Source organism: Nonomuraea sp. NPDC048826 (assembly GCF_043198225.1).
GTDB lineage: Bacteria > Actinomycetota > Actinomycetes > Streptosporangiales > Streptosporangiaceae > Nonomuraea.
This window is the reverse complement of the sequence record NZ_JBICUQ010000001.1, coordinates 953297-969838: the sequence shown is the minus strand read 5'-3', so window position 1 is coordinate 969838 and position 16542 is coordinate 953297. Positions and strand designations below refer to the sequence as shown.

Sequence of the window (16542 nt, the reverse complement as noted above, 5' to 3'; positions counted from 1 at the left end):
GCACCCTCTCTCGTCCACCGATAACTGTAGTTCGACCGAGTCCCCGGGTAACGATCGCCCTCTAGCGCTTGTGCGGATTTTCACCGATAGTACTATCGGTGAAATTGCTCTCGGGGGGATGACCGGGAGGAGGCGTTGATGAAACGCTGGAAGAGGCCGTTGGTGCTCGCGCTGGCGGTTATGACATTGGTGGCGTGCAGCGGTGAGCGGCCCACCGCCAGCCCGGCGGGCGAGGCGACGACGGATTCGTCGTCGCCCAAGTCGGGCGGGCGGCTGGTCTACGGGCTCAGCGCCGACGCCAACGGGCTCAACCCGGTGACCGACCAGTTCGCGGCGCAGAGCTACAGCATGGTCACCACGATCATCGAACCACTGGTGAGCATGGACGCCAACGGCGACTGGAAGCCGTATCTGGCGGAATCGCTCACCCCCAACGACAAGTACGACGAGTGGGCGATCAAGGTCAGGGAGGGCATCTCCTTCCACGACGGCATCGCGCTGACCGGCGACGTGGTCAAGGCCAACCTGGAGGCGCAGAAGGCGTCCCCGCTCAACACGGCCGTCTTCCAGCCGCTCGAATCCGTCGAGCTCACGGACCCGATGACGGTCACGGTCAAGCTCAAGCAGCCCTGGGTGGCGTTCCCCTACTACCTGTCCGCGCAGGTCGGCATGATCGTGCCGCCCGCGTCGCTGACCGACCCCAAGACCGCCAGCCTCAAGCCGGTCGGCACCGGCCCGTTCATGTTCAAGGAGTACGTGCCGGACAGCCGGATGGTGGTGACCAAGAACCCCCGCTACTGGCGCGACGGCCTGCCCCACCTGGACGAGATCGAGTTCCGCATCCTCCCTGACAGCCAGACCAGGGCCCAGACGCTGGAGGCCGGCGGCATCGACGCCATGGGCACCACCCGCGACGAGGACATCCTCAAGTACGGCGAGCAGAAGGACGCCTACGCGGTGCACCGCGCCCAGGGCATGCCGGTGCCCGAGTACACGTTCATGCTCAACACCGCCGTCTCGCCGCTCGACGACGTGCGGGTGCGCCGGGCGCTGGCCCACGCGACCGACCGCAAGGCCGTCGTCTCGACCCTGCGCGGCGGGCTGACCGAACCCGCCGACGGGCCGTGGTCCAAGGAGACCAAGTGGTTCTCCGACCAGGGCGCCTACCCCGAGTACGACCTGGCCAAGGCCACCGCCCTGGTGAAGGAGGTCGAGGCGGAGAAGGGCCCGATCAAGTTCGAGGTGATCTCCACCCCCGACCCCAACACCATGCAGGGCGTCGAACTGGCCCAGGACATGTGGCGCAAGGCCGGCATCGAGGTGACGATCAAGCAGGCCGACCAGCCCGACCTGATCAACCGCGCGGTCATCGGCAACTACAACGCCACCGTGTGGGTCGCGTTCTCCTCCTCCGACCCCGACGGCGAGTACATCTGGCTGCACCAGGCCTACGCCCAGCCCGTCGGCAAGGTCTCGCTCAACTTCTCCCGGCTCAAGGACGAGCAGCTCAGCAAAGCTCTGGACATCGGCCGGATGTCGCCTGACGAGGCCACCCGCAAGAAGGCGTACGCGACGGTCCAGGAGCGGATGCGCGACCAGGTGCCGTACGTGTTCCTCGACCACCTCACCACGGGGGCGATCATCACCAAGGCCAAGGTCCGCGGCATCGGCGAGCAGGTGCTGCCCGACGGGGAGAAGGGCCTGCCGCTGACCGGCTCGCCGATCCCGTACCACCCGTTCTCCCAGATCTGGGTCAGCACGCAGTGAGTCTCGCGGTCAACCGGCTCATCCGGCTGGTGGTGGTGCTGCTCGTGGTGACGTTCCTGTCCTACGTGCTGCTCAACCTCCTGCCGGGTGACCCCACCACGCAGATCCTCGGCATCTCGGCGACGGAGGAGGCGCGGGCCCAGCTCCGTCTGGACATGGGGCTGGACCAGCCGCTGGTGGTCCGCTACGCGGACTGGCTGGGCGGCCTGGCCACCGGCGACTGGGGCACCTCCTACATCTCCCGGGTGCCGGTCGCCGACGAGCTGGTCGAGCGGCTGCCGGTCACGCTGGAACTGCTCGTCGCCGCGCAGATCGTGGCGCTCGGCCTGGCGATCCCGGTGGGCGTGGCCGCCGCCCGCCGGGCCGGGGGCGCGCTCGACCAGGCGCTCACCGCGATGAGCTTCGCGCTGCTGTCGACGCCGGTGTTCGTGCTCGGCGTGCTGCTCATCCTGGTCTTCGCCGTCACCTGGCAGATCGTGCCCGCCACCGGGTGGACGCCCATCTCGGTGGACCTGGGCTGGAACATCACCTCGGTGCTGCTGCCCGCCATCACGCTCGGCTGCGGGCAGCTCGCCGTCTACGCGCGGCTGCTGCGCGCCGACCTGATCGCCACCCTCCAGGAGGACTACATCACGCTGGCCAGGGCCCGCGGCCTGTCGCCGCGCCGCATCCTGTGGCGGCACGCGCTGCGTCCGTCGGCGATCTCGCTGATCACCGCCGTGGGGCTCAACCTCGGCGCCCTCATCGGCGGCACGGTGATCATCGAGACGCTCTTCGGGCTGCCCGGCATCGGGCGGCTCATCGTCGACTCCATCTTCTCCCGCGACTATCTGACCGTGCAGGGAGGCGTCGTGCTGATCTCGGTCGGCTACGTGCTGGTCAACTTCCTGGTGGACGTCGTGTACGCGGTCGTCGACCCGAGGATTCGTCGTGCGTAGGCGCCTCGGACCCGGATTCTGGATCGCGACCGCGTGGATCGGGCTGGTCGTGGCCGCCGCGGCGCTGGCCGACCTGCTGCCGATCCCCGGCTACGACGAGACGCTGGTCGGCCCGCCCCGGTCCGGCCCCAGCGCGGAGCACCCGTTCGGCACCGACGGGCTCGGCCGCGACGTGTTCAGCCGGGTCGTGCACGGCGCCCGGGTCTCCCTGGGCGTGGGCATCGGCGCGGTGGTGCTCGGCCTGGGGCTGGGCGCGCCGCTCGGCATCCTGGCCGGATACCGCAAGGGTCTCGCGGACGCGGTGATCATGGCGGCCAACGACATCGCGCTGGCCTTCCCGTCGCTGGTGTTCGCGCTGGCCGTGGTGGCGTTCGCCGGGGCCAGCCTGCGCAACGTGCTCATCGTGCTCGGCGTGCTCGGCATCCCCGCCTGGGTCCGGCTGATCCGCGGCACCACGCTCACCTTCGCCGAGCGGGAATTCGTGCTCGCCGCCCGGGTGCTCGGGGTACGCGACCGCCGCATCCTGTGGCGGGAGATCATGCCGAACGTGGCGGTCCCGGCCGCCTCCTACGCCTTCATCGGGATGGCCGTGGTCATCGTGGCCGAAGGCAGCCTGGCCTTCCTCGGCCTGTCGGTGCAGGCGCCCACCCCGACCTGGGGCGGGCTCATCAACGAGGGCCGCACCCTGATGGAGGACGCCCCGCACGTGGTGCTGGCGCCGTCGATCGTCATGTTCCTCACCGTGCTCGCGTTCAACCTGGTCGGCGACCGCCTCCGGGCGCTGACCGACGTGCGGCAGAGCGGGCTGGAGCCGGCCAGGCAGGCCGCCCCGCTGCCCGCCGGACCGGCCCCGCGCCCGGTGAACGGCGCCCTGCTCCAGGCCGACCACCTGCGCACGCACATCCACACGCCACGCGGCACCGTCAAGGCGGTCGACGGGGTGTCCTTCACCCTGGAGCGCGGCAAGACCCTGGCCATCGTGGGCGAGTCCGGGTCCGGCAAGTCGATGCTGATCCGTACCATCCTCGGCCTGCTGCCCGCCACCGACGTGTCCCGGGGCGGGCACGTCCACCTGGAGGGCGACGACCTGACGGCGTTCACCCCCGGGGAGATGCGCCAGGTGCTCGGCCGCCGGCTCGGCACCGTCTTCCAGGACCCGATGACCGCGCTCAACCCGGTCCGCACCATCGGCACCCAGGTGACCGAGCCGCTCCGGGTGCACCTCGGCATGAGCCGCAAACAGGCCAGGGAGGAGGCCGTGCGGCTGCTCGCCTCGGTCGGCATCCCCGACCCGGCCCGCATGCTGCGCCGCTACCCGCACCAGCTCTCCGGCGGGATGCGCCAGCGGGTCACCATCGCCATGGCCCTGTCCTGCGGCCCCGACGTGCTCTTCGCCGACGAGCCCACGACCGCGCTCGACGTCACCATCCAGGACCAGGTGCTCCGCCTCATCCACCGGATGCGCGAGGAACGCGACATGGCCGTGGTGCTGGTCAGCCACGACCTGTCCGTGGTGCGGCAGTGGGCCGACGAGGTGATCGTCATGTACGCGGGCAAGGTCGTCGAACACGGCCCCGCCGAACAGGTCTTCGCCCGGCCCCGGATGCCGTACACCGAGGCCCTGCTGCAGGCCGCGCCCCGGCTCACCGACCCCTCGCACCACCGGCTGCGCGTCATCCCCGGCCGCCCGCCGGACCTGTCCGACGTGCCGCCCGGCTGCCCGTTCCGGCCGCGCTGCGCGTACGCCCAGGACCGGTGCGCCGAGGAGGCGCCCCCGCTGGTGGCGGAGGCCGGCGAGCACCACTACGCCTGCTGGTACCCGACCGGCACGGCCGTCAGCGAGGCACCCGAAGGAGCTGAGACCCATGGCCGGTAGCGGGACGGCGCACCTGCGCCCGCGTGACGAGGTGCTGCTTCAGGTCGAGAATCTGTACGTGGAGTTCCCCGCCGGACGCGGCCGCACGGTCAGAGCGGTCTCCGGCGTGAGCTTCGACCTGGTCAAGGGCGAGACGCTGGGCATCGTCGGCGAGTCCGGCTGCGGCAAGTCGAGCACCGCCAAGGCGCTCATCCAGCTCCCCCGCCCGCAGGCCGGCGCGGTGCGGCTGGACGGGCTCGACCTGACCGCGCTGCGCGGCGAGGCGCTGCGCCGGGTCAGGCGGCGGCTCCAGATGATCTTCCAGGACCCGATCTCGTCGCTGAACCCGCGCCGCCGCGTCCGGGAGATCGTCGAAGAGGGCCCGCTGGTGTGGGGATCCGGCACCGACAAGGTCGACGAGGTGCTGGAGGCCGTGGGCCTGGACCCGGCGACGGCGGCGGTGCGCCGGCCGCACGAGTTCTCCGGCGGCCAGTGCCAGCGCGTCTCGATCGCGCGGGCGCTGGTGCTGGATCCCGAGGTGGTGATCTGCGACGAGCCGGTGTCGGCGCTGGACGTGTCGGTGCAGGCGCAGATCCTCGCCCTGCTGGAGGATCTCAAGGAGCGCTACCGGCTGACCCTGGTGTTCATCGCCCACGACCTGGCCGTGGTGAAGAACGTCAGTGACCGGATCATGGTGATGTATCTGGGCAAGACGTGCGAGCTGGCGCCCAGTGAGGAGCTCATCGCCCGCCCCGCCCACCCGTACACCAAGGCGCTGCTCGCCGCCATCCCCGGTAGCGGGCTCGACCTGCCCCCGGCGGACCGGCTCATCAGCGGCGAGCCGCCGTCGCCGGTCGACCCGCCCTCCGGCTGCCGCTTCCGTACCCGCTGCCCGCGCGCCGCCGAGAAGTGCGCGCGCGAGGAGCCCGAGATCCGCCCGGTGAACGGCGGCGACCACTACGTCGCCTGCCACTTCCCCGACAGCTAGGAGAGCGCCTCATGGCCATCGATTTCACCCTCGCCCCCGAGCACGAGGAGATCCGCAAGCGGGTACGCGCCTTCATCCAGGAGGTCGTGATCCCCGCGAGCGAGGAACTGAGCGAGCGCGACCGGGACGCCTACCTGCGCGGCATCTTCGCGCTGCGCGAGAAGGCCAAGGCCGAGGGGCTGTGGCTGCCGCACATGCCGAAGGAGTGGGGCGGCATGGGGCTCGGCCACGTCGAGCTGGCGATGGTCCAGTCGGAGGCGGCCAAGACCCGGCTCGGCCCGTGGGTGCTCAACTGCCAGGCCCCCGACGAGGGCAACATGCACACGCTGCTGCACTGGGCGGACGACGAGCAGAAGGAGAAGTACCTCCGGCCGCTGCTGGAAGGCCGGGCGATGTCCTGCTTCGCCATGACCGAGCCCGAGGTGGCCGGGTCCGACCCCACCCTGATCCGCACCCGGGCGGTCAAGGACGGCGACGAGTGGGTGATCAACGGGCACAAGTGGTTCATCTCCAACGCCCGCCGGGCGAGCTTCGCCATCCTCATCGCCAGGACCGAGGACGACGTCCCCGAAGGCAGCCGGGGCGCCAACACGGCCTTCCTCGTCGACCTGCCCCAGCAGGGCTGGAACGACGTGCGCGAGGTCGAGACCATGCACGGCTCGACCGGCCACAGCGAGATCGTCATCAAGGACCTGCGGGTCGCCGACAGCCAGGTGCTCGGCGGGCGCGGCAACGGCCACCGGCTCGGCCAGTATCGACTCGGCCCGGCCCGGCTCGCCCACTGCATGCGCTGGATCTCCCAGGCGGAGACGGCCCTGGACATGATGGTCGACCGGGCGCTCAACCGCTACAGCCACGGCTCCCTGCTGGCCGAGAAGCAGGGCGTCCAGTGGCTGATCGCCGACTCGGCGATGGAGCTGTACCAGTGCAAGCTGATGGTGCTGCACGCCGCCTACAAGATCGACCGTGGCGAGGACTTCCGCACCGAGGTGTCGATGGCCAAGCACTTCGTGGCCAACAGCCTCAACCGCATCATCGACCGGGCCATCCAGGTCCACGGCGCCCTCGGCTACTCCACCGACACGCCGCTGGCCCACATGTTCCAGCACGCCCGCTGGGCCCGCTTCGCCGACGGCGCCGACGAGATCCACCAGATGCGCATCGCCGAACGCACCATCGCCGCCTACCAGGCCACCGGCTCCACCACCACCGCCACCGGCGACCTGCCCCTCTGACCCCCCGTCCCGGGGCCGGGACGGCCGCCGCCCCACCTGCCACCGGGCGGCGGCCGTCACCCGGGTTCAGCGCGGGGACACCGCCCGGGCGCCTCCTGTGACGGCGCGGCTTCGATAATGCTGGTGTCGGCGAGCAGGAAGGACGTGACCGGTGATCGGGGTCGGTGTGGTGGTGACGGATGCCGAGGGGCGGGTGCTGCTCGGGCGGCGGGTCAAGGACGGCGAGGAGCCGTCGTGGTGCCTGCCCGGCGGCGCGGTCGAGGCCGGGGAGAGCTTCGAGGACGCCGCCGTACGGGAGCTGCGCGAGGAGACCGGCATCGCGGACGCCGGGCCGCCCCGCGTGCTGACCGTGACGCTCGACCACCCGGACGGGACGGCGCGGGTGACGGCGGCGGTGGCGGTGAGCCTGGGCGACGACGCGCCCCAAGTGACCGAGCCGCGGGTCTTCCGGTCCTGGAAGTGGTTCCCGCCGGACCGGCTCCCGTCACCGCTCTTCCCCGCGACGGCCCACGTCCTCGGCCTGACCCCGGACGCCCGCTACGAGGTCGCGCCCGGCTGACGGTGCACCACCCGCTCCTGGCCCCGGCCCGGGTAGGTCATGATGAGCAGCCGCCGGCCCCGAACCGCCTTTCTTGATCACGTGTCTAAGGAGGTGATCGAAAAGGGGACATCATGCTGACGAGATCCATCGCCGCGGTGCTCGCCGCGCTGGCGGTCGGGGTGGCCGGGGCGTCGCCGGCGGTCGCCGGCGACCGGCCGTGGCTGAAACTCGCGGGGACCGTGGGGACGGTGAACGACTCGGCCGGGGTGCGGCTGGAGTCGTACTCGGTGGTCTGGGACGGGGCCCAGGCTCACCGTGCCTACCTGCGCAAGGGTGACAAGTTCGTCCGGACCGAGTACCGCGACACCCTGGTCGCGCCCGGCCGCCGGTGGGTGGCCGCGGTCCCCGACGTCCGCCTGTGGATCCCGGCCAAGAAGATCGATCTGATCGACCGCAGGACCGGCCGCGCCCACACCGTCGAGATGCCCGCCCCGGTGAGCTCGCCGGAGTGGTCGGCGGACGGCCGCACGCTGCTGTTCACCGCCTTCGAGAGGCACCGCGAGAACGAGCACACCGTCATCGGGTTCGTCACGCTGAACCCGGACGACCGCGTCCCCCGCCTGGTCGAGGCCGGCCCCCGGCGCCGGGTGTCCGACTGGGCCGTCGGCCACGACCACCGCTTCTTCTTCGCCGGTCCCGGCCGGATGATGGCCCGCCACGACGACCGGGGCAAGATCGGCGTCTACGGCATGGACGGCCGGCGGCAGCGCTTCTACCAGGGCGTGGGCCGGTTCGACGAGCGGGCCGCGGTGTCCGTCGTCTCGCCTTCCGGCCGCCTGTTCGCCACGTTCCTCGGCGAGGACGCCGTCGGCAGGGGCCCGATCGGCATCGTCGACACGCGGACCGGGAAGATCGTGCACCGGCTCGCCAAGGGCGCCCGCGCCTTCGCCGGCTGGTACGACGACCGGCACGTCATCGTGAAGCGGGCGCGCGGCCGTACGCAGACCTTCCAGAGGGTGGCCATCTCCGGCGGCGCCACCCTGGACCTCGTCAAGGAGAAGCTGGTCGTCGGCGTCGCCGAGCACGAACCCCACATCGAGCGGGTCGGCTTCGTCCGATGAACCGATCTCGTGTGGCATACGTGTCGGAAAGCATGATGATCCGATTTCTGGCTGTGCTCGCCCTGGTGACGGGGTTCCTGGTGCTGGGCGGGGGCACCGCGTACGCCTGCAAGTGCGTGCCGCTGGAGCCGGCCGAGCGGGTGCGCGAGGCGGACGCCGTCTTCACCGCGACAGCCACGCGCGTCCGGGTGGACGAGCCGATGCTGAACGGCGGGCGGGTGACGGCGACGCTGAGGGCCGACCGCGTGTTCAAGGGCCGGGAACGGGCCGAGTTCGAGGTGGTCACCAGGGCTGAGGGGGCCGCCTGCGGCTACACGTTCGAGAAGGGGCGGCGCTACCTGGTGTTCGCCCGCGAGGGGGATGACGGGCTGAGCACGTCGCTCTGCTCGGGCAACGAGGTGCTGGCCCGGGGCGCGGGGGCCCTGGTCACGGCCGACGGGCAGGAGATCCCCGAGCCCCTGGTCGCGGCCGACACGGGCGAGGCGCCGAAGCCGCTGGCCGCCCCGGGCGCGTCGCTGAAGGCGGAGCCCGGGGCCGCCGAGTCCGCGGGGTTCCCCGTCGCGCTCGCCGTGCTGACGGCGGTCGCGGCGGCGGTCGCCCTGGTGACCGTGCTGACGTGGGCGTTCGTACGGAGGCGCCCTCGTTAGGATCATCGTATGAGCCACGCCCACATCGCGATGGTCGGCATCCCCGCCATCAGCCACGTCCTGCCGGGCATCGAGGTCATCGGGGAGCTGGTGGCGCGCGGGCACCGCGTGACCTACGCCAACGACCCGGCCGTGGCCGAGGTGGTGACGGGCGCGGGCGCCGAGCTGGTGCCGTACTCGTCCACGCTGCCCGTCGCCGACCACGACTGGCCTGACGACCCGATCGCGGCCATGCGGATCTTCCTGGAGGACAACATCCGGATGCTGCCGCAGCTGGAGGCGGCGTACGGGGAGGAGCCCGCCGATCTCTACCTGTACGACATCGGCGGCTACGCGGCGCGGGCGCTGGCCGAGCGGCAGGGCCGGCCGCTCGTGCAGCTCTCCCCGTCCATGGTGGCGTGGGACGGCTACGCGGAGGAGGTGGCGGCGCCGCTCTGGCGGTTGCCCGGCGCCGACTCCTACCGGGAGCGGTTCGCCGGGTGGCTGGCGGGCAACGGCGCCACCACGACCGACGCCGACGCCTTCGCCGGCCGCCCGGCCCGCTGCCTGGCGCTGATCCCCCGGGCCATGCAGCCGCACGCCGACCGGGTGGACGACGGGGTGACGTTCGTCGGCCCGTGCAAGAAGCCCGCCGAGGCCTGGGAGCGCCCGGCCGGGGCGGCGAACGTGCTGCTGATCTCGCTCGGCTCGGCCTACACCCGGCAGCCGGAGTTCTACCGGCGGTGCCTGGCCGCGTTCGGCGACCTGCCCGGCTGGCACGTGGTGCTGCAGATCGGCAAGCACGTCGACCCGGCCGAGCTGGGCCCGATCCCGGGCAACGTGGAGGTCCATTCCTGGGTGCCGCAGCAGGCGATCCTGGAGCGGGCCGACGCGTTCGTCACGCACGCGGGCATGGGCGGTTGCGGCGAGGGCCTGCTGGCCGGGGTGCCGATGATCGCGGTGCCGCAGGCGGTCGACCAGTTCATGAACGCCGATCGGCTGGTGGAGCTGGGCGTGGCCCGCCGCATCGACACGGCCGACGCCACGGCGGAGGCGCTCAGGAGCGCCCTGCTCGGCCTGACCGGCGACTCTCAGGTGGCGGCGCGGGTGGAGCGGCTGCGGAAGGAGGCCCGCACCGAGGGCGGCACGGCGCGGGCGGCCGACCTCATCGAGGCCGAACTAACCCGGTGATGAAAGTTTCATCGGCCGACCAGGGCTGATGGCCCAGCCCGTTGACGGGGCGGCACCAGGGGCCGGAAGATCTGGGAGCGCTCCCAATCGCCTCCCTTGAGGATCATCCATGACCAGACGCCTGGCCGCGGCATTAGCCTTGCTCACCGCGTTCGCCCTCGCCCCCGCCGTCCCGGCACACGCCGCCGACGAGGGCCCGGAGCAGATCGTCAACGGCACCTTCGACGCCGGCACCGCCCCCTGGTGGGGCACCGGCAACGTCACGCTCGGCGTCGAGGACGGCCGGCTCTGCGTGGACGTCCCCGGCGGCACCGCCAACCCGTGGGACGTCATCATCGGCCAGGACAACCTGCCGCTGGTCGAGGGCGAGACGTACGCGTTCTCGTTCTACGCCTCGGCCACCCCGGCCAAGGTCGGCAGGGCACTGGTGCAGCTGCCCGTCGACCCGTGGACCCAGTACCTGTCGGCCGCGCCGGAGATGAGCGTGTCGGGCAACGTCTACCGGTACACCTTCACCGCCCCCGTCTCGCTGCCCAACGCCCAGGTCGCCTTCCAGATGGGCGGCAGCGCCGAGCCCTGGAGGTTGTGCATGGACGACGTGTCGCTGCGGGGCGGCGCGGAGCCCGAGGAGTACGAGCCGGACACCGGCCCCCGGGTACGCGTCAACATGGTCGGCTACCTGCCGGACGGCCCCAAGAACGCGACCGTGGTCACCGAGGCGGAAGCGCCGCTGGCCTGGGAGCTGAAGAACGCGTCCGGCCGTACCGTCGCACGCGGCAAGAGCACCCCGCGCGGCCTCGACGAGAGCTCGGGCCAGCGGGTGCAGAGCATCGACTTCAGCTCCTACCGCAAACCGGGCACCGGCTACACGCTCACCGCCGACGGCGAGACCAGCCGCCCGTTCGACATCTCCGCCAACCTGTACGACGAGATGCGGGTGGACGCGCTGAAGTTCTACTACACCCAGCGCAGCGGCATCGAGATCCGCGACGACCTGCGGCCCGGCTACGGCCGCCCCGCCGGCCACGTCGGCGTGTCCCCCAACCAGGGTGACATCAGCGTCCCCTGCCAGCCCGGCGTCTGCGACTACTCGCTCGACGTCAGCGGCGGCTGGTACGACGCGGGTGACCACGGCAAGTACGTGGTCAACGGCGGCATCTCGGTCCACCAGCTCATGAGCCTGTACGAGCGCGACAAGGCCGCCCACAAGGACGGGCAGCTGCGCATCCCGGAGAGCGGCAACGGCGTCCCCGACGTGCTGGACGAGGCCCGCTGGGAGCAGGAGTTCCTGCTGAGCATGCAGGTCCCGGAGGGCGAGGCGCTGGCCGGCATGGCGCACCACAAGATCCACGACAGGGCGTGGACCGGGCTTCCGCTGATGCCGCACCTGGACCCGCAGCCGCGTGAGCTGCACCCGCCGTCCACCGCCGCCACGCTCAACCTCGCCGCGACGGCCGCCCAGGCCGCCCGCGTGTTCGCCCCGTACGACGCCGCGTTCGCCGCCCGCAACCTGGCGGCGGCCCGCGAGGCGTGGGCCGCGGCGGTGGCGAACCCGGACCGGCTCGCCGACCCGAACGACGGCGTGGGCGGCGGCGCCTACCCCGACACCGACGTGAGCGACGAGTTCTACTGGGCCGCCGCCGAGCTGTACATCACCACCGGCGAGAAGGCGTTCGCCGACTTCGTGCTGGCCTCACCGCACCACACCGGCGACATCTGGCGCGAGCGCGGCTTCGACTGGGGCAACACCGCCCAGCTGGGCCGGCTGGAGCTGGCCACGGTGCCGAACGCCATCCGCGACCGCGATCGGGTGCGCCGCTCGGTGCTCGAAGGCGCCGACAAGTACCTCGCCACCCAGCGCGAACACCCGTACGGGGTGCCGTACGGCCCGCCGGACTACGACTGGGGCTCCAACAACCTGGTGCTCAACAACATGGTCGTGATGGCCGTCGCCCACGACCTGAGCGGCAAGGAGAAGTACCGGGCCGGCGTGCGCGAGGGCATGGACTACATCCTCGGCCGCAACGCGCTCAACCAGTCGTACGTGACCGGCTACGGCGAGGTGGCGTCCCAGAACCAGCACAGCCGCTGGTACGCCCGTCAGCTCGACGCGTCGCTGCCCAACCCGCCGCGCGGCACGCTCTCCGGCGGTCCGAACTCGGCCATCCAGGACCCGGTCGCGCAGCGGCTGCTGCAGGGCTGCGCGCCGCAGTTCTGCTACGTCGACCACATCGAGTCCTGGTCCACGAACGAGCTGACCATCAACTGGAACGCCCCGCTGGCCTGGGTCTCCGCCTTCCTGGCCGACCGGGCGGAGCACTCCGGCTGCGACGTCCGCTACAGGTCGCACGGCGGGCGGAACTTCACGGCCGAGGTCACCGTACGCAACGCCGGCGGCAAGCACCTCGACGGGTGGACGCTGCGCTGGGCGTTCACCGGCGCGCAGCGCGTCCGCGACTCCTGGGGCGCGGCCGTCTCCCAGGAGGGGCCGGTCGTGACCGCCAAGAGCAACCGCAAGCTGCGCCCGGGCGGCTCCGTCACCTTCGGCTTCGCCGGGTCCGCGCCCGCCGGCCCGAACCCGGCGCCTGAGGTGTTCCACCTGAACGGCGACCGCTGCCGATGACCGGTGCGGGGCGCCGGCCGACCTGCCCGGTCGGCGCCCCGCGTTCCGGCGCACCCCGCTCGACGCCGCCGGTCAGGCGGCCCGCTCCTCGGCGGGGCGGAGCGCGGCCACCAGCGTGGCGGGCTCGTCGGCGAAGAACCGCACCGTCGTCACCCGCTCCTCGGCGCCCAGCGGGCGCACCGCGGTGACCGGCTCCGACAGCTCGACCACCACGTTCACCTGTGACGCCACCACCACGCTCAACCGGCCGTCGCGGACCGCGACCATGCCCGACTCGTTGTACGCGCGCACCGTCCGCACCGACGCGATCAGCTCCCGCGGGATGCGCAGGTCGAAGAAGGCCCCGTACCGGATCCGCAGCTCTCGGCCGGTGACGACGTGCGGCCGCGTGACGCACGCGGCCACCACCGCGAACCCGACGAGCAGCCCGTACGCGTCGAGGAACAGGATCGGCACCCGGATCCACTCGGCCACGTCGAAGGCCCGCAGCACCACCTCGACCACCACCAGCTCCACCGCCATCATGACCAGGAACAGGACCATCGTCGCCGTCTGCGCCTTGGAGTAGGACGCGGCCAGCGCGCCGGGCGGCACCCCGTGCCTGCGGCGGGCCGCCCACAGCACCAGGCTCACCATGCCGGCGGCGTCGAACCCCGCGATCCTGCGCAACACCCTCACGCCCGCTCCTTCACCATCGTCACCATCGTCCGGAAGACCTCTCCCTGCGCGGGCGTCAGCTCGTCGAGGATGGCGTCGAACCACGGCCCGCCCGCCGGCGGCAGATGCCGCACCATCGTCTCCGCCAGCTCGTCCGGCAGGTGCGCGGCCATGTCCGCGGCCAGCTCCGCGACCCGCGGATCGTCCGGCTCGGCCTCCGCCAGCTCGTCCAGCCGCCGATACAGCTCGTGCCCGCGGTCCCGCACATCCGGCGCGGCCAGCGGCCGCATCAGCCGGGCGACCGCCTCCCTGCGGTCAGGGTCGGCCACCGAGTCCATCAGCGTGAGCATGTCGCGGTCCCACGCCGCGGCCGGCGACCCCTGCGGGCCGAGCCCGCGCAGCACCTCGGCCATGTCGGGCGACACCGTCGAGTCGGCGTTCGGCGTCTCCTCCTCCAGCAGCGCCGCCAGCCGGGCCCGCCGGGCCGCGATCGCCTCCTGCTGCCTGGCCAGGTCGGCGTCCAGCTCCAGGAGCACCTCGCGCAGGTCCTTGCCGCGGTCGTCGGCGAGCACGTCGCGGATCTCGTCCAGCGACAGCCCCAGCTCGGCCAGCCGGCGGATCCGGGCGAGCAGCACCGCGTCACGCAACCGGTACTCCCGATAGCCGTTGGCCAGCCGGACGGGCTCGGGCAGCAGCCCGAGATGGTGATAGTGCCGCACGGTCCGGGTGGACACCCCGGCCAGCGCGGCGAGCTCGCCGATCCGCATGCCTCCATGAGACACGTTGACGCTACGTCAAGGTCAACCGAACGCGCAGAGCGTGTAGACCGGGTCGGGGCCGGGGTGGTCCTGGTCGGGGAGGGCGGCGAGCCGCCGGTCGAGCTCGGCCAGCGCCGCGGGGTCGGCCTCGGCGGTCCAGCCGTGGTCGCGGCGGGCCAGCAGCTCGCGCCAGAACCGGGGGCTGCGGCCCTGGCCGGCGCCGGCGAACGTGACGCGGCCCAGCTCGGCGAGCCCGGTCAGGGCGGCCACCCGGTCCGGCGCGTCGGCGTGCGGGCGCAGGTAGGGCTCCCGTACCGGGGCGATCAGCGCGGCGGCCGGGTCACCGGTGAGGTAGGCGGCGTCGTTCTTGCGCACGGTGGTGACGAGGACCCCGCCGGGCCGCAACACCCGGGCGGCCTCGCGCAGCGTGGCGGCCGACGCGTCCGGGTCCAGCAGGTGCAGCAACCAGATCAGGGTGACCGCGTCGGCGCTCCGGCCGGGCAGCGGCAGCCGGGTCGCGTCGCCCAGCGTCACCGCTCCCGGCATCCGCCGCGCGGCCACCCGCGCCATCCCCGCGGACCGGTCGACCCCGAGCACCCGGCGGCCGGGCGGGCGCAGGTAGGCGGTGACGCTGCCGGTGCCGCACGCCACGTCCACCACCAGCCGCGCCCCGCCGGGCAGCAGCCGCTCCACCGCCTCGGCGGCGGCCACGGCACGCGCGTCACCGCCGCGCGTCTCGTCGTACGTGGCGGCCTCGCGGTCGTAGTCGAGCACGGGTCAGCAGACCGGCCCGGGGGCCGCCGCCGTGGTCCGCAGGAGGGACCGTACGAGCTCGAAGTCGACCTGCTCCGGCTTCCTGAACCGCAGGCAGCCCTTGCCCATGTCGTGACCGGCGAGCTCGGCGGCGTGCGCGTCGCGGACGTCGGTCCGGGTGATGTAGATCGAGATGTGGTTGCGCTGGCTGGCGAACGCCACCTCGATGCCCTCCTCGCGCCGGTAACCGGGCATCCCGTGCGCCATGACCTCGGTGAACCCGGCCAGCTCCGCCCGGCACAGGTCACGCAGCCGGGTCAGCGCCTCACGGCGTGCCTCCGGCACCTCTTCCAAGTAGGCGTCCACGTTCGCCGCCGCACTCTGCACCATGGCCTCACGCTACCGGCATACGGCCGCTTCGAAAGCGTCGGTCAGGTGCTCGTGCCGCTCGCCTTCGGCCGAGCCGGTGACGTAGACGGTGGCCCGCCGCCCGGTGGCGCTTCGCCCGCTCAGCACGGACACGCCCGGCACGCCACCGCCGTGCATCCAGACGGTCCCGCACGCGAGCCGCACCCGCGCCATCCCGTACCCGTAGCGCGCCTGCGGCGGCCAGCCCTTCTCCCCCACCGCGACCGGGTCGGCGGTCATGGCCCGAAGGCTCTTCGCCGACACCGCCCGGCCGCCGAACACCCCCTGCCAGAACCGGTTGAGGTCCTCCGGCGTCGACACCAGCCCGCCACTGGCCCCGAACTCGTAGCCCGGCAGCCGCGTCACGTCGACCACCCCGGCCCCGGGATCGACGGGGTTGATCCCGTACGTGTGCGCGTGCTCGCCCCGGATGCCCAGCTCGCCGCGCTTCGGCCAGTACGTGTCGCGCATCCGCAGCGGCTCCAGCACCAGCTCGCGGCTGACCTGCCGGAAGTCCTTCCCGGTGACGGCGTCGATGACCATGCCCAGCACCAGGTAGTTGGTGTTGGAGTAGGCGAACCGCCCGTACGGGGTGGGCTTCTGGGCGAGCGCGATCGCCAGATAGTCCTGCGGGATCTTCGACCAGTCGGCGGCCTGAGTGAAGTCGGCCAGCCCGCTGGTCTGCCGCAACAGGTCACGCACCTTGATCTTCCGCCCGTCCACGCCGCCCTTCCCCCTGATCACGCCGGGCAGGTAGGTCTCCACCGGCGCGCCGAGCCGCACCTTCCCCCGCTCGGCCAGCCGCATCACGGTCACGGCCACGACCGGCTTGGTCATGCTGCCCACCCGGAACCGCGCGTCACTCCCGACCATGGGCCGGCCGGTCCCGCGCTCCGCCGTCCCGGCCTTGACGGTGAACCCCCTTCGCCCGTCGTCCACCCGCGCCACCGCCCCGGCGAGCCCGCCCTCGCCGGTCAGCCGCTCCACCCGGTCCTCCAACCCGGTCCCGGCGAACGCCGGCGCCACCGGCGCCAGTGCCACCGCCCCGGCGGCCACCACGGCGATCATCTTGCGAGCCATC

At 72.4% G+C, this 16542-nt stretch carries 15 protein-coding genes; 10 read left to right on the top strand and 5 right to left on the bottom strand.

The window, feature by feature from the left end; genetic code table 11:
• The first annotated feature begins 138 nt into the window (after positions 1 to 138).
• From ACGFI7_RS04775 to ACGFI7_RS04730, 10 genes are all read left to right on the top strand, one after another.
• Complete coding sequence (locus ACGFI7_RS04775; protein ID WP_393399095.1) at positions 139 to 1767, top strand: ABC transporter substrate-binding protein; 1629 nt, start codon at positions 139 to 141, stop codon at positions 1765 to 1767.
• The gene (locus ACGFI7_RS04770; protein WP_393399092.1) at positions 1764 to 2705 is read left to right on the top strand and encodes an ABC transporter permease; all 942 of its coding nucleotides are present in this window, start codon (positions 1764 to 1766) and stop codon (positions 2703 to 2705) included. Before ACGFI7_RS04775 ends, ACGFI7_RS04770 begins: the two co-directional genes overlap by 4 nt.
• Complete coding sequence (locus ACGFI7_RS04765; RefSeq protein ID WP_393399089.1) at positions 2698 to 4581, top strand: dipeptide/oligopeptide/nickel ABC transporter permease/ATP-binding protein; 1884 nt, start codon at positions 2698 to 2700, stop codon at positions 4579 to 4581. Before ACGFI7_RS04770 ends, ACGFI7_RS04765 begins: the two co-directional genes overlap by 8 nt.
• Complete coding sequence (locus tag ACGFI7_RS04760; RefSeq protein WP_393399086.1) at positions 4571 to 5548, top strand: ABC transporter ATP-binding protein; 978 nt, start codon at positions 4571 to 4573, stop codon at positions 5546 to 5548. The genes ACGFI7_RS04765 and ACGFI7_RS04760 overlap by 11 nt, the downstream gene beginning before the upstream one ends.
• 11 nt (positions 5549 to 5559) lie before the next feature.
• Complete coding sequence (locus ACGFI7_RS04755; protein WP_393399083.1) at positions 5560 to 6783, top strand: acyl-CoA dehydrogenase family protein; 1224 nt, start codon at positions 5560 to 5562, stop codon at positions 6781 to 6783.
• Positions 6784 to 6934: 151 nt separating this feature from the next.
• Positions 6935 to 7342 carry an NUDIX hydrolase gene (locus tag ACGFI7_RS04750; protein ID WP_393399081.1) on the top strand — a complete coding sequence of 136 codons (408 nt, stop codon included), beginning with the start codon at positions 6935 to 6937 and terminating at the stop codon, positions 7340 to 7342.
• Between the two features lie 113 nt (positions 7343 to 7455).
• The gene (locus ACGFI7_RS04745; protein ID WP_393399079.1) at positions 7456 to 8445 is read left to right on the top strand and encodes a hypothetical protein; all 990 of its coding nucleotides are present in this window, start codon (positions 7456 to 7458) and stop codon (positions 8443 to 8445) included.
• A gap of 32 nt (positions 8446 to 8477) precedes the next feature.
• Entirely contained in the window at positions 8478 to 9092 is a 615-nt protein-coding gene (locus tag ACGFI7_RS04740) for a hypothetical protein (protein ID WP_393399077.1), read from the top strand.
• A gap of 9 nt (positions 9093 to 9101) precedes the next feature.
• Positions 9102 to 10262 carry a macrolide family glycosyltransferase gene (locus tag ACGFI7_RS04735; RefSeq protein WP_393399073.1) on the top strand — a complete coding sequence of 387 codons (1161 nt, stop codon included), beginning with the start codon at positions 9102 to 9104 and terminating at the stop codon, positions 10260 to 10262.
• 109 nt (positions 10263 to 10371) lie between these two features.
• Complete coding sequence (locus tag ACGFI7_RS04730; protein WP_393399071.1) at positions 10372 to 12885, top strand: glycoside hydrolase family 9 protein; 2514 nt, start codon at positions 10372 to 10374, stop codon at positions 12883 to 12885.
• A gap of 72 nt (positions 12886 to 12957) precedes the next feature.
• Here ACGFI7_RS04730 and ACGFI7_RS04725 read toward each other — a convergent pair whose 3' ends face one another.
• Genes ACGFI7_RS04725 through ACGFI7_RS04705 form a run of 5 tightly spaced genes read right to left on the bottom strand, consistent with a single transcriptional unit; the run spans position 12958 to position 16541 of the window.
• Positions 12958 to 13563, bottom strand: a complete 606-nt coding sequence (locus ACGFI7_RS04725) for a hypothetical protein (RefSeq protein ID WP_393399069.1) — start codon at positions 13561 to 13563, stop codon at positions 12958 to 12960.
• Positions 13560 to 14309: a MerR family transcriptional regulator gene (locus tag ACGFI7_RS04720; protein WP_393399067.1), complete on the bottom strand. Its 750-nt coding sequence runs from the start codon at positions 14307 to 14309 to the stop codon at positions 13560 to 13562. The genes ACGFI7_RS04725 and ACGFI7_RS04720 overlap by 4 nt, the downstream gene beginning before the upstream one ends.
• A gap of 33 nt (positions 14310 to 14342) precedes the next feature.
• Positions 14343 to 15074, bottom strand: coding sequence for a class I SAM-dependent methyltransferase (locus ACGFI7_RS04715; protein ID WP_393399065.1), 732 nt, complete (start codon positions 15072 to 15074; stop codon positions 14343 to 14345).
• 3 nt (positions 15075 to 15077) lie between these two features.
• Positions 15078 to 15443 carry an iron chaperone gene (locus ACGFI7_RS04710; protein ID WP_393399062.1) on the bottom strand — a complete coding sequence of 122 codons (366 nt, stop codon included), beginning with the start codon at positions 15441 to 15443 and terminating at the stop codon, positions 15078 to 15080.
• A 9-nt stretch (positions 15444 to 15452) separates the two neighbouring features.
• Complete coding sequence (locus ACGFI7_RS04705; protein WP_393399060.1) at positions 15453 to 16541, bottom strand: serine hydrolase domain-containing protein; 1089 nt, start codon at positions 16539 to 16541, stop codon at positions 15453 to 15455.
• Between the last annotated feature and the right edge of the window lies 1 nt (position 16542).